This is a genomic window from Paenibacillus sp. cl6col, assembly GCF_900102125.1.
GTDB lineage: Bacteria > Bacillota > Bacilli > Paenibacillales > Paenibacillaceae > Paenibacillus_B > Paenibacillus_B suaedae.
Genome location: NZ_FNAZ01000006.1, coordinates 161,433 through 181,065 on the forward strand (window position 1 = coordinate 161,433; position 19,633 = coordinate 181,065).

Sequence of the window (19,633 nt, forward strand, 5' to 3'; positions counted from 1 at the left end):
TTGCGATAAGTGTCAATAGAGTATTTAGTGTATATATATATTATACACACTGTTAAACCCAATGTGCCTATACCGATTCGGGTGCAGCATCTAATAACAAGCTACGTTTTTAATACTTTTAATACAACGGATGAGAATATCCCACTCCAATTAATCTCTGGATGCCTCGAGGAATTAATCAACTATTTAATGTGGTGAAATAATAAAACGGCCGAGCGTCAATATCGACTGCTCAGCCGTTTTTGTTATGAAAGGCATAATTTACGAGTTCAGTTGTTCAATGCAAGCAATAGGTCAAATAGGTCACCTTCGATGAATTTGCCCCGCTTTGCTACGCTCCCTGGTTATCGTTGACGAGTGTTCTCGCTTCAGTGTCCCACCGCCACGGTACAGTTTGTCCGGTCAGGTGCACACCACCCAGCCACGTATCGATCCCATTCAGTGATACCCAGTCTGCTTGGCCTTCCAGCACTCGTCGCCCCGTTTCCGTTAGTGACACCGTACATTCGCGGAATGAAGGCGGTGTGCCTTGGAAATTCGGGAAGGTCTCTACTCCTTTAACATGCAGAAGCGGATAGGTACCGCTAGTCAGGTTGGCCAACACATGCCAGTATTGCAAATCCCCCATTCCAAGTTCATGCAGCCTATTGCAGACATGCTTAAATAATTCATTCGGAGAAGCAATGCCAAAATCAATCTGCTCCAAAGTGAATTGCTCGACAATGCCGAGCCCATTGTGGACAGATGGGAAATGGGCAAGATGCTGCTGGAATGCTGCATTCGCATAGGGCAATGCCGACGTATCTTCTCGCAAAAGCTGTACGAGCTTGCTAGGATCAGGAGATGTATAAGCCTCCCATAATGCTGACCCTAGATCGAGCTGTTCACGACCGACAGTTTGCCACGTCCCTGATAGTGACGCTAGCTGCTCTTCATTTAATTGGCCGAGCCCACGGAATAATTCAATGCCGGGGAAGGATCCAACGCATAGCAAGCTTAGTTTCGTATGTCCAAGCGGCTGCTGTGCAAACCAATGGAGCAAGTAGCAGAGCATCGTCTGGTCAAATAAATCATGCTCGAACCACAACACAATCTCTTCGTATTCGGAAAAGCGAGTGAGCTGCTGTTCTTGTTCGCCAGAGAGACGTGTGAATTCTGCTGCGGGAATGCCGAGCGCCTGCTCCAAGTATTGAGCCCGTACCTGCCGATTGGAGGCTTCTGTGGGATTGGCGAAGTTCGGCCCTTCCGGGTACACTTCCCTCCACACGAGAATGTCCCCCTGAGGTATAACCTTACGCAATGTGTTCGCTACGTGATCTCCATTTACAATATGCAGCATATGCTTTCCCCCTTCATATAAGCCGTTGCATACATGGGCAAAATCAGCAACTAGCAGGATTCCTTTAAGTTTGCGTCGTGCGTCGAATAACCGTTTTTTCAATACAGGGATGGAAGTGCCTAAGTACGCAGAGATTTCCTGCAATGAATAGCCGTAGAAATAAAACAACTGTACCGCCACTCGCATATTCGATGACAATGTCGATACGGATTCATGAAGCAGCCTTCTCAGTTCTTTTTGCTCGACGATGTCGGAGATGCTCTTCCCACTTTCGGCTAAGCCGGTCATATCATCCAGTGGGACAGACGGATAACGTTTGCGCCGAAGAATACGGTTCGCTTGGCGAACGACAATCACCTTGAACCAGCCAGGAAATGCTTCGGTTTCTTTCAGGCGACTGAGGTTGATGAATGCTTCCGCGAATGCTTCCTGCACGGCATCCTCCGCCAACTGAACATCTTGCAGCCGTTCATAAGCTACAGCATAAGCCATTGAAGTGAACTGTCGGACGATGGGATCGAACGCTTCGCGGTCTCCTTGCCTTGCTGCCTCTATCCAATGGTGCACGCCCCCCAACTCCTTTCTTTCTATCCATCTATATAGTAGTGCCATGTAAATAGCAAAAGGTTACTTCAAATGATATTTTCTGTTAGGGTTTATTTGTGCTGATTGTGAAAAGACAGAAGGCCGCCGATTCAAGAGTGAATGAAAGCCACTGGAAAAATCAGCTGAGGAACGAAAAAGTAAAAGTCCCGTAATTAAAAATCCGCCTATCCTCAGACAGGCGGGAACCATAGACTTTCGTAGACATTATTAACTTCTTTTATCGAAGTATTTTAACCCTGATAATCAAGGGATAAAAAACTATCTAATTCAGTTTATAATGCCTTGTTCTTTTCTCAGACACTTTTGTTTCACAAGAAGTGCATGGCGTATAACAGTTCTGCAGAGTCTTGCTCTCTGCAATGAAGAATCTTCAGCGAAAAAATCATCATTTGAGCTCAACTCCAACAGGGCTGCTTTGGCCGCATCCAAAGCAAGTTCTTCCTCTTGCAGCAGATAATGCGCAACTTGATACCCGTACGTCTCTACCCCTCTTAAAACCTGTACTTTGTGCCCAAAGCTCACCGTTCGATTCATCGGGCTGTACCTCTTTTCTAAGAAGCCGTCTCTCGAATGTTCAGGCTATATAACCGCAAAAAATCCATCTCTTTATCACGTTCAGATTCAGGTCCTTCGTAGGTTACTTGACCCACGTAGCGTGTTTTTCCATTGGATGCATCCACAATCACTACGTGATGTGTTGAGCCTTTCTGACTCAAGATGTAGACACGATTGTGAGTGAGAACAAAAGATTGGATCTCATCAGCGCCAAGCTCCGAAGCTTCGATCTTTACATAATCTCGCTCTTCAAGACCTGTGTCTAAGTTATTGCGTGATAACTGAATTTCATTTTTATCGTAATTTGCGTAGACCAACGAATTGTTCTCTAAATAATAGGGCGTGTTAGGATTAAATTTCGGCTTTGAGTCTGGCAAGGCAAACAGCTTGCCAGTTTTATATGAATAAGCATATCTAAGCATGGCAAAGTTCGAATAATCTCCCCTCGATGTGACCTTATTCTCTAAAACTAGAAAGACCATATATTCATTCGGAGCAATGTCATTACTTAATGAGCGAACCTCAATTTTTATTTTTTTATCTGTGCTGTTCTTCCAATGGGTTACTTGCTTCCCCTCAATGAGTACGCCGCTCTTCAAATCCAGCACATAGTCAAAATATAGCGACGATTCATCCCTCTTACCCTGCATAATTAGTACATGCAGCTGATCATTGATGCGTTGTACATCGTCGACATAGATATAATCAAATGTGCTGTCAGTAGGGATTTCGGTGACATACTGCTTCTCCTCATTCGTCTTCACATTCAACAGGTCTACATGCAGCTGAAATTGCTTCTGTGGGGACTGACCTGAACTGGTATTTCCTTTCGCATAAAGCAACCATTCATTATCCTTATAAAATCCATTAGGATCACTACTCTTGCCCCTCATAAATTGGCGATAATCCCGAATGAGCTGCCCCATGCCTTCCGAAAAATTTCTCCATGTTGATACGGACGAGATCTGATCGCGAAACGTCTCCCGACTCCGATATTTGCTTCCTTCTATATTAATGGATAATGGTTCCCTTCCTATTCTACTGTAATTACCGTAAAGCTCGATACCCGCTCCCTCCTTCGGGTCGCCTTGAATCGTTACGAGCTTGTAAGCCGGCAGATGATCCGCCGCACCGTAAGTATAATAGGTACACAATATCCCTAACGTACAAAGTCCGAGAATGATCGATAATAAGTAACGTTTCATTGTAAATTTCTCCTTTACACCGTGATCTTCTTGCGAAGAAGCCAGCATCCGAGACAGCCGGAGATCGCAGCAACGAGCAAGCAGACACCAAGCTGCATTCCGTATATTTCATCCGGATACCAATACTCATTCAGGCGATCAAAGCCTACGAAAAACACGGGATACACAGTCAAGATCGCACAACATGCGAAATACGCAATCGCGTATAGAACACCGATCCTCCGATAGCTTCGCTCGAGTAGAACCGCAGTAAAGATAACCATTACAGCAACGATGCCTAAACCATAGGAATATATAAATTGCTCAAACTGTTTGGGCAGTAGCATTTTTAATGCATCATTCATCGAAATCGCTTCGACGAATGTCGAATCCGTCCGCAGTTCTGCCGGAACCATCGCCTTGAAGATCATATTCTCGCTGACGAGCAGCATCAATTGAAATGCAATCATACTAAATACAAACATAATAATAGCTGTAAGCTTCGATACGTATAACATCCATCTCTTTGATGGAAGGATCAGCAGCCGATAGATGAACGTCGATCGCCCGAACCAATCCCGATACCAGATGAGGATGGTATATAACACCAGAACCGTTATGCTAAGCAAAATCGGAAGAATGAACCATTCCTTTGTTTTGAGGATAACCCAGGGGAAGGTGAGGATTTTAGGTAAACCTATATCAACATAACCTAGCCCTTTTGCCGCTTTAATCGATAATGTACGCTTGATTGTCAGAATGAATGAACTAAACTGACAGACCATCGTCACCACCATTAAGGATGCCAAAATATATCGGAATCGATGGATTTCCATATGAACCAATTTCAAATAGCGATTCATCCCATATACACCTCCCTCATCACGTCAATAACGGATTTCCCTTCTGTCGTACGCATTTCCTCGCAGTCAAACGCAAGGTGAACCGCCCCATTCTGCAGTAGAATCGCCTTATCGATCAAATGCTCCATATCGTCTATTTCATGTGTCGTCAGCAGAACGCCCCGGTCCTCGATAAGATCCGACGAGAATACTTCAGCAATGATCTCACGGCTAAACATATCAATGCCTGAGAATGGTTCATCCATTAAGATATAATCCGAATCTTGCGATAAACCGAGCAGCAGACAATATTTCGCAGTTGTCCCTTTAGACATATTACCTACGCGCTCCGACCGATCCAACTTAAAAAAATCCAATAATTCCTTCGCTCGTGCCTCATTCCAATTCTGGTAGTAATCTTTCATAAATTGCATCCCGTCGGACAGCTTCATTCCCATTGGTACTGTCACATGATCTGGTACAAAAGCTACCTTCTCATATATCGCTGGCCCAACTGGCTTGCCATCAATGCGAATCGTGCCGCTCTTTGGTGGGGTAAGTCCCATAATTGATTTCAGAATCGTGGACTTCCCAGCTCCATTGATTCCGATCAGGCATGTAATCTGCCCTTTTTCGGCTGTGAAGGATATACCGTTCAGCACATTTCGCCCACGATAACGCTTATGTAAATCGACAACCTCAATCATCAGAGTTCACCCCTTCTACTTGGTTCGTACGCGTACGTTCCTCGATATACTTCGCCCGGACAAGATCCAGCAGTTCATCGACAGGTACATCAATTCTCCCTACTGACACGACAAAAGCCTCTACTGCATCTTCTATAAGTTCCGAACGAATTGCTCGCAGAATATCCGCTTCCTCCGTAATCCGACTCGGTGAGTTCCCTTCCGTTATAATCAACCGCTGCTCCTCCATTTCCTTGTAGGCTTTTTGCGCCGTATTTGGGTTTATTTTGAGCAATGCTCCGAGCTCTCTGCGGGAAGGAATAACCTGCCCTGCCTTTAATCGGCCTGTTGCGATCCGCTCCTTGAAATGCCTTACGACTTGCAAATAGACAGGGTCACGGTTATTAAGGACCACACTCGTCCACCCTTCATTCATCTCTATGATCACCCCTCGCATTTATCACCAAGTGTGTGTACTATGTGGTTCATACACTTCATGGGTGTATTATGCACGTAGTACACAACAACTGTCAATAGTTAGATTTTATCCCTTTCCCTAATTGTTAGCACGAACCTACCCACTTTTCGATTTGTTGCCAATGTTCGTCTCTCTTTTTACGTATATGGTACCTGTGAAATTGATAGGAGAAGCGTCCTTTTTTATTTGAAAAAATATTTCATCTTTTAAAAATATATTGAAAATTTTAATCGAAAGATAATATAATAGTTACCAATCCCCATATTATGGAATGAAGGTGATAAAGAAGGAAGCGCAAATGTGGATGCCAATTCTGTTTTGAAAGCGGTGTCATCTTGTCTTAGTGATTATCATTTTGGGAGGGAAATAATTGAAACGATTTCAAACAATCCAATGGAAAAAGCTATCGCTCACTCTCACTGTCGCCTCATTGGCGGCCGCGGGATTTGCGCCTGCGCTGCCTGCTCCATTCAACAGTGCACCGTCTGTCTATGCGGAGCAAGTCAAGTCGAATTCGCAGCATCTCCAGCAAGCCTTCGAATCTGCAGCGAAAGAGTTCGGAGTGCCTGTGAACATTCTGATGTCCGTCTCCTACAACCTGACACGGTGGGAGCATCATAATGGCGAACCAAGCACATCTGGTGGCTTCGGCGTTATGCATTTGACCGACATACCGATGCCGAAGCAGCAGCCAGAGGAACAGAATGCAACCGCTGACCAAATCAGCACATCGGATTCGCTTGATGATCCAAGCCATCATACTCTTGCTGCAGCATCTCAACTCCTGAAGGTAAATCCAATCTTTCTGAAGAAGGATCCAGTAGAGAACATTCGAGGCGGAGCTGCGCTGCTGGCAAAATATGTGAAGGACATTGCAGGCAAACTGCCGGTAACAGAATCCGATTGGTATGGTGCAGTTGCCAAATATAGCGGCTCTCAAGAATTGTATTATGCACAGGATTTCGCCGATCAAGTGTTCCACACGATACAGCAAGGGATCGCACGGCAAACTCCGGAAGGTCAGGCGCTGCGCCTCACATCCAAGGAAGTAAAGCCAAACCCAGCCACTTTACAGAGTCTGCAACTGCATTCAACCATTTCAAGCAGCGCTGATTGCCCTTCCCTACTACCTTGCAGGTCTATTCCTGCAGCCTATCAGCAGAACGGGGATGACCCGTCAGACTATTCCAACTATGATCTTGCAGACCGTCCTAAATTCGGGCCAGATATCCGCTTTATTGTCATTCATGATACGGAAGAAACATATCGAGACACCATTGGCATTTTTGCAAATCCGAAGAAGAGCGTGGCCGCCCACTATGTTGTTCGCTCATTTGATGGCGATGTAACGCAAATGGTTAACAACAAAGACGTGCCATGGCATGCAGGCAACTATTACTTCAATATGCACTCCATCGGCATCGAGCATGAAGGCTATGCGATGGAAGGAGCAACATGGTACTCCGAACGGCTTTATCGCTCTTCTGCCGCACTCGTTAAGTATTTGGGAGAGAAGTATGATATTCCGCTGGATCGAGCGCATATCATTGGGCACAACGAAATTCCGGGGCTTACTCCGAAGCGAACACCGGCAATGCATCAGGATCCCGGTCCATTCTGGGATTGGGAGCATTATATGGAGCTGGTTGGAGCACCACTTGGCGCCACGCATAGCCTCAAGGACATCGTGACAATTAAGCCTAATTTTAAGAGTAATTTACCTGAAGTTCAGGATGCTCCGCTCCAACCGACGAACTTCGTTTATTTGTATAAGGAGCCGCAGTTTGATGCTGATTTAATTGATGACCCTGCCCTTGCCATTCAAAACAAGAAAGACGGACTGAGCATAGGCGCTAAAGCTACGACAGGGCAAACCTTCTCGCTCGCAGGAGAACTGGGGAACTGGACAGCAATCTGGTACGGTGGACAAAAGGCATGGTTCTATAATCCGGCAGGAAGCAATGCGGTTGCGGGTTCAGGAGAGCTCATTACTCCGAAAGCGGGCACAACCTCTATACCGGTTTATGGTGCGGCCTATCCAGAAGCGGCAGCATACCCTGCCGATGTAAAGCCGAACGAACTCGTACCGCTGCAGTACACAATTGCACAGGGACAATCGTATGTTGCCATCGAGAAGGTCAATGGCGATTATTACGAAGCCCCAGTATTCACGAAGGATCCTTATGCGACGAATAAGCACATTAAAGGCAAAGAGGCATTCTTTCGCATCTTCTTCAATCACCGCTTCGCCTTTGTGAAAGCTTCTGATGTCGAGAAGATGCGATAACATTCGCTAAATGAAGAAGAGTATGGTGACTGAATTGCACGTAAGGATAAGGATATCCCATACGTGTGCAATGCTCTTCTCTCAGATATTGATTGAAATGATATTGTATTAAAGAAGAGGCTCTCAGGCTTTCAACAGGCTCTCATATCATTATTGGTGCACAGAAATGTCTCTAAGTTGTTATTAAAAACGAATGTCCTCAAGTTCTTGTCAAATAAAAATGACAAGAACTTGGGGACATAAAATAAATTGACCCATTTATTCAGAATACGGATAGATAATCTGATGACTTGATTCATCTGAGAAAGTTTAGGGATCAAGGTATCACAATTTTATTTGCTATAACCTTATCATCACTGTCACACGCTCGATCTCCGTTTCGACACCAATTTCGTTCCTTGCTTCTCCTCCTCTTGGGTAGCTGCCCATTTTATAGGGGCAAGTGCCCTTTCCTCAATCTCAGCATATTGTGAATTATGCCTAGCGGTAGCTTCCAAGCGAGCTTTGCCAGAAGAGGATTCACGATGCAATGCCCCTCAAAAGATTAGGAGGAAAACGATGATATACCATCAACCTTACGTTCAGAACCCGGCCGGCGTGCAGAATTCCGATCCGTCCGAGCAAGCATTTGAGCAGCAAGCGAATAATCAAATTAGACCTCGCGATGACGGTTATCAAACGTCACACTATCCCTGGTGCCATATTCCTCATCATCACGGATACCACCCCATGATGTGTCATCCTTGTGGTAACGAGCAGCAAGCTGTAATGGCTCATCCCTGTGAGAATATGCACTTACCTGCGATGGTTCAGCCCCTGGAGCATGAGCAGCACCCCGATATGGTTCACCACTGGGAGCATGAGCACTGTTCTTGTATGATCCATCCCTGCATGCATCATCCATGGAATCCGTATATGGATGACCACCTTCATCCTTATCTGTATTCAGGGTGGGACTGTTGCGAGTTCGATTACCATCATGATTGGTTCCATCCATGGGATCATACTCACATGCATTGCCATCATCCGTGGGATAACTATCATTGCTAAGAGAAGTCCGGTCTCCCTTTCTTGAAAGGGTGGTTTCATCGCTGAGGACATGACCGTTCGCGTCAATGTCATTAGCGATGATTTTTTTTAACGGCTTAAGCTGCCTACCAATCGCAATCGTTGACGGTAGGGACCAACCGGTATAAAAATCAGTCCCGTTTCATCTCGGGAAGCCGTCCCGTAAAGCGCATCGCTGGAATTGGCGTCAAACCCGAGAAGGGGGCGCCCTCCCATCCCGAGAGCGGATGCTGCCAGCAATAATCGGTGCACGAGCATCCCGGCTTCCATTTGCTGTATGCGGTATCCCCGCTTGCCGAGCTGCGATTGATAGAAACTCCTCTTCCCTGCCACATGAAAGCTGAGCGGTACTTGAAACAAATTGATATTGGGAAGTGACATTCCCTCTTGCATCCGTTGCCGGTGATCTCCAAGGCCAACCGACTGCAGCGCATGCGCAGTGCTATCGTACCGATAAGCGCCATCCGGAACGTCTTCGACCCCGTAGAAGCAGCCGTAAAGACATACACGGGGTTCCGGCCTCTTCTGCGGGCCATCCAGGTCGTTGCGATAAGTGAAGGAAGCCGTCGCTTCCCGAAGCAGAGATGCAAGCCGCGAAATACCGATCGGCTTCCAGATAAATTCCGTCTCGGGTGAGAAACGGTTGCGGCAAACCGCCGCCAAATCATATGATAAGCGATCTACAGGCGGCAGAGGCAGTACGGGCGCTTGATTCGGAATTGCTTGCTCCTCCTGCCGGATCTGTTGAAACAATCGCGCCGAATCAAATCGGGACGCATCGCTCATCCGGAGCAGCATTGGATAATCGGCGCTCCTCCGCGACTTTACATAGTGATCATGATTGACCGGCGACAACTCCCGGCACAGCTCGGAGGCGGACACGATGTCCGTATCCTCGTTCCCACTTTCCATCCACCGGATTGCCGGATTCACCGATAACGGGATTACCGCATACACGCTCTCCTCTTGTTCTGATAGACCGAGCAGATGATTGATGGCTTGATCGAGAAATTGAAAATGCACGCCAGATGAAAATCTGAATCGTTTTGCGATTTCGAGCAGCTGTCCAATCAAAATACCGGCGTCCAGTCCCTGAAGCCGGTAGGCGAAATTATTGTATTTGTAAAAATTCTTCCAAAATACCGTAGATACGAACGCGGCTCCGAAGCAGCCGTTCGCGTCGCATCGATTACCGAGCGACCTCGCCAAATAATCGTCGAAATTCCCTTTGCGCAGCAACGCCAACCGATGATGTGCCGCATCGTAATGGTATACGCCTGCAGGCAACTCATCGAGCTTAAGATAGAGATACAGTTCACTCGGATAGAGCCCGCCTCCGGAAGGAACGAAGCGCCGGCACATCTGCAAGACGCCTCCCGATTCCTCCGACGCATCCCGTTCCATGACGGACTGGGTCAATTGTGCAAGCCCGTATACATAGTAGAGGAAATGTCCAATATTGCGAAGGGTTGGCACATCGGGTGTATCCATTCCTTCGAGCGTTATCGGCACTTCCCTAGATAGTGGAAACATTGGCAAGTCACGATAAAGCTTGTAAGGAAGCGGCGCGTACTCCCAATCCGTCTCCCAATCCAAGGGCTTGACCTTATCCGGATCATATTGCAAATGGTGAAGAAAAACGTCCAGATTCATTAGACTCATCGCTTTCCTCCCTGGTTTCATCCGTGCCGTTCCATAGCCGTATTTATGGGAACGGGTGCGGATATGGATTAAGCTGCTCGGGTGACAAGGGCTCCGGCGAATAAGACAGCTCTGCAGGAATCCTGAGCACTCTATCCAGTCCCGTCAACCGGATGAGATGCTGCCCGAACGTCATCGGCAACATGCCGGGAATGAGTACTTTCACACAATGCAGTCCGTTGCGAAGGGTCTCCGGAGTCGTCTGGTCGACCACGATCACTTCAAGATTCAATCGGCGAAAAACAAGCAGCATGACCTTTAGATCATCAGTCAGATCGGCGTTCCAGCTCGTCGGTTCAAATGCTTCTTCGAACGTTTGCATCGGACGATCGTCGTTCAGCAGAAAATCGAGCCTTTCCTCTGCCTGTTTCAACCCGTACAGCATGGAATGATCCTCCATCTGAACAACCTGGTACGGATCGTGAAGCATCCGTTCGTACAGCTCACGGTTTTCCTCGAATTTCTCGCTAACCGTGAGGAGCATGCCTGCCAGCTCGTGGATCGCGCTCTTTGCCGCACGAATCGGATCCGGATGGGCGCCCGCGGCGCAAATGAGGTTCACGCCCTGCTCTTTCTTATTCTTCGCGAGCGCCCACACGCTTGGTATGCCGTGCTCCATTGTCGATTTATACAAATACAGTTCATAGCCCGACACCGTCTCCAGTCGCTCCGTCATCCAATTCAATTCCCGATCCTGAACAGATCGGAGATCCAGGCGAGGCAGGGGCAGACGAGCATACCAAGTCATGAGGAAGGAGTCGCGCTCCACCACTTCCAGCATCCCATAGAAGATCGCTTCCTCCAGACTTCCGCCCAGCGCGCAGCCATTGGAGGTTTCATAGACGAATCCGTGACCGCAGCCCGAACTGTAATAAGCCAGCTGCTCCGGTACAAGAATCGGACGCTCCTGCAGAAACGAATAGCCCCATACCCAATCTATAGGCCTTTCGGGGTCGAATGACTTGAACGGGAAGTCAGAGCGTTCATACTGTTCCTTAGCATATAGTCCTACACGGAAGGGATCGAGCGCATGGTGCTGTACATTGAGGAAACTGTCATGAACGACGGATCGTTTCCCATGGGGCGACAGACCGCAATAACGCTCCAGTCCCTCCAGGATGGCTGTCATTTCGCTAACCGCATAGGAGTGGGTTCGACCTGCACAAGCCTCATCTCCGCCAAACAAGGGCAAATTAATGCTCGCATCAGCGAAAGGCGACACAAGATCCACCATTTTCCCATTCAAAAATCCGGTCCTGGCATCCAAGTATTCTTTGGCTAAAACATCTTTCAGTTCATCCATCGAGCGGCTGCGATACGTTTCGGTGCCGATTTTCATGCTTGGCTTCAGCGCAATGCGGGCCAGCTCCTCATCATCTTCCGGCAATCGGCCGCAGATTGGACATAGCGGAACGGGCAGGAAGAAGTGCAATGAGGTTTTCAACGTACGCATATCGATCAAGTACATCCTGCTTTCCGTCTCCGGCTGCCCGCCCATCAGCATCTTCACGGCTTCAGCTGCAACAAGGCGCGCCACCTGCAATAATCCCGTGCGAGAGGCCCAAGCGTCCCGGGCGATTCCCCCATTTGACACCAGCTTCTGCTGCAGTTTCCACGATTCCCTACGGTCACTTCCCGCCATCAGGAGCCGGGTATCCGCACATTGTGAGCACCCTTGCCCCTCTGGACGAACCAGTGGACCGACAATCCCCTCTCCGAATGCAACAAATCCGCGCAGCCAAGGCATTCCCGACTGTCTGAACCGATCTTCTGCCGCAGAATGAGAGGAAGGATCCCAAGCATCGTTCAACACCAGCGCCAAGTCTCCCGTTGCTGCTTCTCCAGACTCTATGTTCTTCTGCCGGATTAGTCGATAGCGATCATCGGCAGACAATTGCCTGGTTACCAAATCCGCGAGCTGTCCTCCCCCGATGACCGTTACAATCGCGCTCAATGCGTCTCCTCCTCTCTCAACGACACGCCGAACACGCCTGCCAGCTCTTCTTTCATGAACGGTTCTATCGACAAATCAACGACCGCGATCCGCTTACGGTTCCAGTGCAGAATCTGCCGTACAGACTGCATTATCATGCCGTATTCCGACTCATCGAAGCCGGGGATCGTCAGACTCTGCGCCAAGGCATCTTCCACCATGACCGAAGAGCGTTCTAGGATTTGGTCTTGGATGTCCGCCGAATCGTTTTGTATTTTCATCAGCGCTTGTCGGAGCGCTTCTCGCAGTGCCATCGTGCGGTTGACTCCGACCCCGCCGTACCAGTAACCGTTCGTACCGACCCAGAAGACGGGGAAGCCCGCCGCTTCTTGTCCCAATCCGATTACCGGGGTGTCCTGCATCGTAGTCAATGCACGCAAGCAATAGCGGCAATATTCGTCTTCAACCTCGCTTAGCTTGATTGGATTAACGGAGGGTATGCTGGATTCGGAATGACTTTTCAGCTCCTCGAATAGACACTTCCGCAGTCCGCGAAGGACCGCTTCCGCAACGGTCTCTCCCGCTCCGACCCCTACATATTCATGGGACTGCGACTCGAGCGGGCTAGCAGAATCCGGCTTCGCAGGACTGGTAGCCTTCAGAACACCGGCCATTCGCGAGACGTACGCCTCGATGCCTGCCAAGCCTGCTTCCTTCCTTGCTTCATGGTGCGTCATTCCCGAACAGACGATCTGCGGCAGAAGCTCAGCGGGGCCTTCCGACAGCGGGTCGACTGCCTGGACGCGACACTGCGAGAGCGGAAGCTGCTTCGAGTCACCTTCCTCCCACCGGTGAAGAATGCCGGTTTCCGTCGAAGTCAAGCGATAGAAATAGGAGAAGAGTCGGTCTGATTCCTGCCGCTCCGCACATGGATCGATTGGAAGGTCAAACGGATCCGTTGGCTCGACCTGACGAAGACCTGTGACTAGCGGATGAGGTAGTAATGAATGCCACTCGCCAACTAATGTTTCCGGATTCAGCAGAAACAGCTTTCCGTTCAATTCCGAAGCCGTCCCCGTAACGGTCTTAAACCATTCGAATACGAGCACATTCGCTAGCATGGCTTCCGGCGTGGTAGAGACGGCGGACGGCCGCTCCGCATTGCCAAGGGCGGTTCGGTGTATCCTGCGCCATGCGGATTCGAAGCAGACATCCGAATCCGGGTGCACCAACGGCCCTGCTATGCCCAACTGTGGCAAATAGATGGCGGGCAGCAGTGGCTTCTTCGCGTCCCTGCAGGCCGCATGCAATGCTCTAAGCTCTCGGGGATCGTCAACCTGAGCGACATATAGAACGGAATCCGCCAGCTGTACGACTTCTTGCCAATCGAGGAAGCCGTCATTAGAGGGTAAGATCTCCTCTACCTCGATCTCGCTGTCCGATAGACGTGCAGTCGCCGTCAGTTCGGAGATCCGCTGCCGATCCGTGGTCGTCTGGTTCGTGATCAGCACACGAAACCGGGGTAATCCGGATTCAAACAAGGCAGCAACGAGCGAGACAAATATCGGACCGGAACCGACCGCAATCGGATTAGCCTGGCGATAGGTTTGAAAGCGATGAGCGCCCGAACCGCCCAAGCTGTCCAGAAATTCGATCTGTGCGGCATATTTCCGTTCTACTGCTTCGGGTAGGTCGTGCGGTAGGTCTTGGCTGGAATCTCGGACAAAGCCGTTATTGAGCAGTACTTCCGCGATTTCATAAACCCGTACCCTGTATGGTTCCGGCAGCCCGTCCGTCAGTTCCGACATGGAATAATCCCCACTAAACATGGGCATCAATTTTTCGATCCACTGATCAACCATGTCGCCTTCCATTCGGAACGAACCTGTATTGTTGCGAAAGTAGACGCCTCCTTTCGAATCTGGAAGAAAGAACGTATCCCCTTTCACTTTCAGACGCATAGAAGGATTCAAGTTTTTATTCCTCCTTAAGGTTTTGCCGGAGGCAAAACCGCATTGTAAGCAGGCCTTCGGTTATCCGTCATTTATAAGTTATGTAGAGCATTTTGTCCGTCATGCCAGAAACTAAAAAAGGAACAGCCCCTACAGGAAGAGACACTGTAGGGGCATACCGTTTACGTATCGCTAAGGGAGCTTTTTGGTACTCAGCGGCAGCGAGCGCAGCTTCCGCAACGTGCGCAGCTACTGCAGCGGGCGCAATTGAAGCAGTTACTGCAACGTGCGCAGTTGAAGCAGTTGCTACAGCGAAAACAGTTGCTGCATGAACAAAACCCTACACAAAAAAAGCAAAAGCCAACACATAAGCGTGAATCCCCTGCTCCGTTCTGATTTTGCCCCGACGCAGACGTCATCCCCGTCGAATTGAACTTGCCGACATTCAAGTTTTGCAGATCCTTCTGAAAATCGTTCATTTTATACCCTCCTTATCATTCATTTCACTGTACATGCATGTGACTATCGTTAAACGAAAATGTTAGAGCTGGATCCGACCGGCATGCTGCCCATCATCCATCTCGACTAGATAATTTATGAAATTGGCTCCGCTAGTGTTCCTATGACACCCGCCCACCAAAATATGGTTAGGCAGGTATCCCTGCTGACCGAACTCCACTATGAGCTTTTGGGATTTCGATCCTTCGGATTGGGCGTGATTCCTAGATTCCCTCTTCGCTGGCATCGATTAAGGGAAACCATATAAAAAAGCCTAATTTCTCGTTTACAACACTGAGAAATTAGGCTTTTGCTAATTTATTCTTCGCCAAAGTGATTTTCACTAGTTGTCTCAACGAATCAATTTGAGCTCGTATCCCCCGCTGCACCACAAAAGCCGCAGTCTGTTATCCGCGGTCTTTACATCTAGAAGCTTAAGCTTGTGGCCGATTATTAATATCGTCAGGAGCTTTACCAACGCGCTGCCGACGATCGATATTGCAGATTTGCTTGGTGTCCCATCGGAGGATCGCTTCCTCTTTAAGGAATGGGTGGATGTCATTTACTAGTGAACACGTTCTATTCCTTTTTGCATGATATCGATTAGATCTATGCTGAGATACAGGCCAATCGCGAACTTCTTCCGAATACAATCGAAGAAATGCTTCGTTACGGCTTCCATGTTACCATGATGGATAATAAAGTGCTTGGCGAAGAACTCAAAAAAGGCGATGTCGTCGTCGCCTGGATGAGCGCAGCCAATTTGGACAAGGTGGTATTTGTGGATCCGTTTACACTGAACATTCACCGTCCAAATAACAAGCAGCATTTAACCTTTGGATACGGCCCTCACTTCTGCCTTGGAGCTCCACTCGCACGGCTGGAGGCAAACATTGGTCTGAGGTTGTTTTTGTTTCATTTCCAACGTATTGAGCCGGTTCCCGGATTCAAATTGGAGGAAAATCTGACGCCTTTTGCCGCTGGGCAGACGCTGACTGATTTACCAATGCGTGTACAACGCTGATAGACGATTCAGCGATTAAATATCAGAATCCCCAAAAAATACCAATCTATGCGGTAACATCCCCTCTGAGCAGACAACGAAAAAAGACATCTGTAAAGATGGTCTTATACGCTGCTACCGGAGGGGATTTTTTTATGGGGCAAACGAGCCGTACGAATAATAGCTGCTCATTTTAGGAATGTTCTTTTGTTATGTTACTTCTTATCCAACAACTGATAATATGTTTCAAATTTCCATCTAGATGATTGCCATTAATAATTATATCGGCGAATTTTTTAGTAGGGAGCGCAAATTCTTGTTCTCTATGTTTTGCAGCATCTAGATAATAAGTTGCAACTTCCTCGAGCCCCATTCCCCAGCTCTTCATATTCCTACTGATTCTTCTATACATGCGCTCATCTGCATCAAGTTCAGTAAAGATCTTGACATCTAACAATCGCCTCAGCTCTTCAAAATAAAGTGTGAAAATGCCTTCTACGATAATTACATCAGGACGTTTTTTAGAATTCAGTATATTGTGTAAGTACGCCATCAACTTATTATAGTCCAATGCATCTGGATGGTTGTAATCGTCATATTCCACATTTGAAACAGGTGATATCATTTTGGGTAACACTTTTTTATAGAAATGGTCAGTAGAGACTACAGAAACTTGGCAATCACTCAACTCATCATGCAATAATTTACAAAAAGTGGACTTACCACTGCCCGTACCGCCGGCAATTCCCACAATAACAGGTTTCAATTCTATCAGCTCCTCTTTAATATTGGCAAAAAAGACCTTTGAGTATTTTGATGAGATTCATTTCAGACATTTTAGCTACTTGCACTGTTATATTTTTTTATTGCAAGGTTCCAAAAAATCCTTATTAGCAACAGAGATAGAATAGGTACAAAAATGCACCACCAGATGTAGAAATGGTTAAGTCGATCAAGAACAAACAAAGGTGCAAAATTAGTAATCAAAAAAATAGGGACAACAAAGGTACCTAATCTTTGCATCCATTTTTTATAAATCATCATCGGCATGACGTTAAAATTGGATAAGGCCGATGTAATTTCATTGATTGCTCTCGTTTTTGTGGTCCAAAAAGCAAGCAATTGAGGGAAAAGTAAAATACAATACATTATAATTACACCAATGAAGATAAATCCAATGTAACCCAATATGTTGAACCATTCTATAGGAATGTTCATTGCTTTCCAACCTTTCATCACTAGGATGATTCCCGCGGTCATATTGGGGATAAAGGCAGCAAAGTCTACCTTACTCATAGTGGCCATAAATTGAAGAGATACAGGCTTAGTCATATATAGATCCAGTTCTCCATCTGAAACAAGCCCCTGAAAGGTATAGAAATTATGCAAGAACAAACTTCCGTAAATAGCTGAGATAATAAAAAAAGTACCGGTAAACATAAGTATTGCATCGGGCGGCAGTCCGTCAATATCAACGCCAGTACGATAAATTACTACAACATATAGTAGTTTCGAGATTAGTATTAAAATCTCAAGTATCAAAAAGGAAAAGAAATTTCCTCTGTACTCCATCTGCGAGATAATATATCTACGAATAAACAAGAAGTATAATAAGATATGCTTATGTAATTCTTTAATCATAATTCTCAGCATACCTATCCCCCCACCGCGACATATTTTTTTAGCCCCGTTTTCCAAAGGAGGTTGGCTGCAATCAACATGACAATGATCCAAACAGCCTGTATGGTTATGCCCCTCATAATTTCAAGAAAATTAATTTTCCCGCTGATAATATTGATAGGCAAATAAATAATATACTGAAAAGGGAAATATTGTAATATGTTTGTGATTGTCGAACCAAATATTTCAAGAGGAAAAACCCCACCTCCAAGAATACTAATCAAATATCGTATCCCAAAAAAAACACTGCCAACTTCTGTCATCCAGAATGCAAGTGTGCTAAAACAGAAAAAAACAAGGAAGTTGATGATCGTCGACAAAAAAATAGCACAGATAAAAAACAAAAAATGAACTGGATTTAATTTCATATCCGCTGATATTTGTAGGAATATCAGTAAACCAAATGTAATGATTAATATAATAATTGTTTGAAATGATTTACTGCCCAGGAATCCACATATTTTATGACTGAAGTAATTGATTGGTTGAACAAGAAATTTGCTTAAGCCGCCATTTTTAATTTCACTTGCAATTTCATATTCGAAACCTGCTGATGAAAGCTTGGATATGATCCCCGCCATTATGATATATATGATCATCTGGTTAAATGTATATCCAAACATTTCTGAATTTCCAGAGTTACTATAAATAGTACTCCAAAGAAAGAACTGTATCATTACTGGAAAAGATATGCTAAAAAGACTTAATAGAAAATCAGCTCTATATGCCATTGAACTCTGAAGACCAAGCCTGAAAGCCATAAAATATTTAAGCCACGGTTTCATGAAGGAACATCACCATCCATTTTGTAAAGCTTCGCTATCCCTTCTTCTATCGAAATGTCTTCAATGGTGAAATCAAATACTGGAAACCGATCTAGTATTGCCTTCAAGGTCTGCTTTATCCCATTTTTATTAACTTCCAGCAAGACATTATAACCACTATATTCTCTAATAGTTCCATAATCTATTAAGCACGCCTGCTCAACAAATTCAGAGAACTGCAAATGAATTAATTTCCGATCCATGAAAACACTATTGACTTTATTCAATTGGCCATCATAGACTACTATTCCTTGATTAATTATTATTGATCTTTTACATAGATCCTCGATATCATTCATGTAGTGGCTTGTGAGTATTATGGTTGTTTTCTTTTGTTGGTTATAGTATTTTAAAAAATCTCTTATTTTTTTTTGTGAAATAATATCGAGTCCAATAGTCGGCTCATCTAAAAACATGACTTTAGGTCTATGTATCAAGGCAGCGATAAGTTCTAATTTCATTCTTTCACCAAGAGATAGCCTTCTAACCTGTACTTTGAGTAGATCAGCGACATCCAGTAACTCTGACATCTCGCTAAGCGAAGATTGATAATCCTTGTCAGGGATCTCATAAATGTATTTACTCAACAATAACGATTCGTTTGCCGGTAGATCCCACCAAAGTTGACTTTTTTGACCCATTACAATTGAAAAATTCATCTTGTATTGTTTTTTGCGTTGCCAGGGAATAAATCCCATTACAGATGCGGTTCCTTCTGATGGATAAAGGATGCCTGACAGCATTTTTAATGTAGTTGTCTTTCCTGCGCCATTTGGCCCTAAAAAGCCTACAATTTCACCTTCATCAATTGAAAATGACACTCCCTTTACCGCTTCCTTGGAAAGTTCATTTCGCTTGAACAAGTTCTTGAACGAATTTCGAAGACCAGTTTCTTTTTCGTAATATGTAAATGTTTTTGTCAGGTTGTTGGCTTCGATGATGGGCAACTAGTTCACTCTCCTTCTTTTTTAAATGATATGAAACTACGAAGAGAGTT

General features: G+C 46.1%; 18 protein-coding genes. 4 read left to right on the forward strand and 14 right to left on the reverse strand.

The window, feature by feature from the left end; genetic code table 11:
• Positions 1–331: 331 nt before the first annotated feature.
• The 6 genes from BLS15_RS16980 to BLS15_RS17005 form a co-directional block, all read right to left on the reverse strand.
• A complete protein-coding gene (locus BLS15_RS16980) occupies positions 332–1,906 on the reverse strand; it encodes a sigma-70 family RNA polymerase sigma factor (protein WP_090512865.1) in 1,575 nt (524 codons plus the stop codon).
• Positions 1,907–2,212: 306 nt separating this feature from the next.
• A complete protein-coding gene (locus BLS15_RS16985; protein WP_051614118.1) occupies positions 2,213–2,479 on the reverse strand; it encodes a hypothetical protein in 267 nt (88 codons plus the stop codon).
• A gap of 17 nt (positions 2,480–2,496) precedes the next feature.
• A complete protein-coding gene (locus BLS15_RS16990; protein ID WP_028532809.1) occupies positions 2,497–3,705 on the reverse strand; it encodes a hypothetical protein in 1,209 nt (402 codons plus the stop codon).
• Between the two features lie 14 nt (positions 3,706–3,719).
• Positions 3,720–4,547: a hypothetical protein gene (locus tag BLS15_RS16995; RefSeq protein ID WP_028532808.1), complete on the reverse strand. Its 828-nt coding sequence runs from the start codon at positions 4,545–4,547 to the stop codon at positions 3,720–3,722.
• Positions 4,544–5,233 (reverse strand): ATP-binding cassette domain-containing protein, encoded by a 690-nt coding sequence (locus tag BLS15_RS17000; protein WP_090512868.1) that lies wholly within the window; start codon positions 5,231–5,233, stop codon positions 4,544–4,546. Before BLS15_RS17000 ends, BLS15_RS16995 begins: the two co-directional genes overlap by 4 nt.
• The gene (locus tag BLS15_RS17005) at positions 5,226–5,648 is read right to left on the reverse strand and encodes a GntR family transcriptional regulator (RefSeq protein ID WP_028532806.1); all 423 of its coding nucleotides are present in this window, start codon (positions 5,646–5,648) and stop codon (positions 5,226–5,228) included. Before BLS15_RS17005 ends, BLS15_RS17000 begins: the two co-directional genes overlap by 8 nt.
• A gap of 412 nt (positions 5,649–6,060) precedes the next feature.
• Here BLS15_RS17005 and BLS15_RS17010 point away from each other — a divergent pair, with 412 nt between their 5' ends.
• Positions 6,061–7,977 (forward strand): N-acetylmuramoyl-L-alanine amidase, encoded by a 1,917-nt coding sequence (locus BLS15_RS17010; RefSeq protein ID WP_028532805.1) that lies wholly within the window; start codon positions 6,061–6,063, stop codon positions 7,975–7,977.
• A 652-nt stretch (positions 7,978–8,629) separates the two neighbouring features.
• Here the strand turns inward: BLS15_RS17010 and BLS15_RS17015 are convergent.
• The 4 genes from BLS15_RS17015 to BLS15_RS17030 form a co-directional block, all read right to left on the reverse strand.
• Positions 8,630–8,974: a hypothetical protein gene (locus BLS15_RS17015; protein ID WP_028532804.1), complete on the reverse strand. Its 345-nt coding sequence runs from the start codon at positions 8,972–8,974 to the stop codon at positions 8,630–8,632.
• Positions 8,975–9,114: 140 nt separating this feature from the next.
• Positions 9,115–10,707, reverse strand: coding sequence for a SagB family peptide dehydrogenase (locus BLS15_RS17020; RefSeq protein ID WP_036667245.1), 1,593 nt, complete (start codon positions 10,705–10,707; stop codon positions 9,115–9,117).
• Positions 10,708–10,750: 43 nt separating this feature from the next.
• On the reverse strand, positions 10,751–12,700 hold the full coding sequence (locus BLS15_RS17025; protein ID WP_090512872.1) for a TOMM precursor leader peptide-binding protein: 1,950 nt from the start codon (positions 12,698–12,700) through the stop codon (positions 10,751–10,753).
• Positions 12,697–14,652, reverse strand: coding sequence for a putative thiazole-containing bacteriocin maturation protein (locus BLS15_RS17030; protein WP_090512877.1), 1,956 nt, complete (start codon positions 14,650–14,652; stop codon positions 12,697–12,699). Before BLS15_RS17030 ends, BLS15_RS17025 begins: the two co-directional genes overlap by 4 nt.
• Positions 14,653–14,753: 101 nt before the next feature.
• Between BLS15_RS17030 and BLS15_RS28655 the strand changes: the two genes are divergently transcribed.
• The 3 genes from BLS15_RS28655 (at position 14,754) to BLS15_RS29580 (ending at position 16,153) form a co-directional block, all read left to right on the forward strand.
• Positions 14,754–14,963 (forward strand): hypothetical protein, encoded by a 210-nt coding sequence (locus BLS15_RS28655; protein ID WP_139170683.1) that lies wholly within the window; start codon positions 14,754–14,756, stop codon positions 14,961–14,963.
• 513 nt (positions 14,964–15,476) lie between these two features.
• Positions 15,477–15,698 carry a hypothetical protein gene (locus tag BLS15_RS29575; RefSeq protein ID WP_235075106.1) on the forward strand — a complete coding sequence of 74 codons (222 nt, stop codon included), beginning with the start codon at positions 15,477–15,479 and terminating at the stop codon, positions 15,696–15,698.
• Between the two features lie 92 nt (positions 15,699–15,790).
• Positions 15,791–16,153, forward strand: coding sequence for a cytochrome P450 (locus tag BLS15_RS29580; protein ID WP_231515132.1), 363 nt, complete (start codon positions 15,791–15,793; stop codon positions 16,151–16,153).
• A gap of 172 nt (positions 16,154–16,325) precedes the next feature.
• Here BLS15_RS29580 and BLS15_RS17040 read toward each other — a convergent pair whose 3' ends face one another.
• The 4 genes from BLS15_RS17040 to BLS15_RS17055 form a co-directional block, all read right to left on the reverse strand.
• Positions 16,326–16,898, reverse strand: a complete 573-nt coding sequence (locus BLS15_RS17040; protein WP_028532799.1) for a uridine kinase family protein — start codon at positions 16,896–16,898, stop codon at positions 16,326–16,328.
• 71 nt (positions 16,899–16,969) lie between these two features.
• Positions 16,970–17,785: an ABC transporter permease gene (locus tag BLS15_RS17045; protein WP_021255639.1), complete on the reverse strand. Its 816-nt coding sequence runs from the start codon at positions 17,783–17,785 to the stop codon at positions 16,970–16,972.
• Positions 17,786–17,787: 2 nt separating this feature from the next.
• Positions 17,788–18,597, reverse strand: a complete 810-nt coding sequence (locus BLS15_RS17050) for an ABC transporter permease (RefSeq protein WP_090512882.1) — start codon at positions 18,595–18,597, stop codon at positions 17,788–17,790.
• Entirely contained in the window at positions 18,594–19,583 is a 990-nt protein-coding gene (locus tag BLS15_RS17055) for an ABC transporter ATP-binding protein (RefSeq protein ID WP_090512889.1), read from the reverse strand. The genes BLS15_RS17050 and BLS15_RS17055 overlap by 4 nt, the downstream gene beginning before the upstream one ends.
• Between the last annotated feature and the right edge of the window lie 50 nt (positions 19,584–19,633).

Excerpts from the sequence above, each read along its gene's own strand:
- BLS15_RS16990 (WP_028532809.1), bottom strand. The coding sequence starts at position 3,705 with ATGAAACGTTACTTATTATCGATCATTCTCGGACTTTGTACGTTAGGG.
- BLS15_RS17050 (WP_090512882.1), bottom strand. The coding sequence starts at position 18,597 with ATGAAACCGTGGCTTAAATATTTTATGGCTTTCAGGCTTGGTCTTCAG.
- BLS15_RS17005 (WP_028532806.1), bottom strand. The coding sequence starts at position 5,648 with ATGAATGAAGGGTGGACGAGTGTGGTCCTTAATAACCGTGACCCTGTC.
- BLS15_RS16995 (WP_028532808.1), bottom strand. The coding sequence starts at position 4,547 with ATGAATCGCTATTTGAAATTGGTTCATATGGAAATCCATCGATTCCGA.
- BLS15_RS29580 (WP_231515132.1), top strand. The coding sequence starts at position 15,791 with ATGCTTCGTTACGGCTTCCATGTTACCATGATGGATAATAAAGTGCTT.
- BLS15_RS17000 (WP_090512868.1), bottom strand. The coding sequence starts at position 5,233 with ATGATTGAGGTTGTCGATTTACATAAGCGTTATCGTGGGCGAAATGTG.
- BLS15_RS17045 (WP_021255639.1), bottom strand. The coding sequence starts at position 17,785 with ATGCTGAGAATTATGATTAAAGAATTACATAAGCATATCTTATTATAC.
- BLS15_RS28655 (WP_139170683.1), top strand. The coding sequence starts at position 14,754 with ATGCCAGAAACTAAAAAAGGAACAGCCCCTACAGGAAGAGACACTGTA.
- BLS15_RS16985 (WP_051614118.1), bottom strand. The coding sequence starts at position 2,479 with ATGAATCGAACGGTGAGCTTTGGGCACAAAGTACAGGTTTTAAGAGGG.
- BLS15_RS17015 (WP_028532804.1), bottom strand. The coding sequence starts at position 8,974 with ATGGATGGAACCAATCATGATGGTAATCGAACTCGCAACAGTCCCACC.
- BLS15_RS17020 (WP_036667245.1), bottom strand. The coding sequence starts at position 10,707 with ATGAGTCTAATGAATCTGGACGTTTTTCTTCACCATTTGCAATATGAT.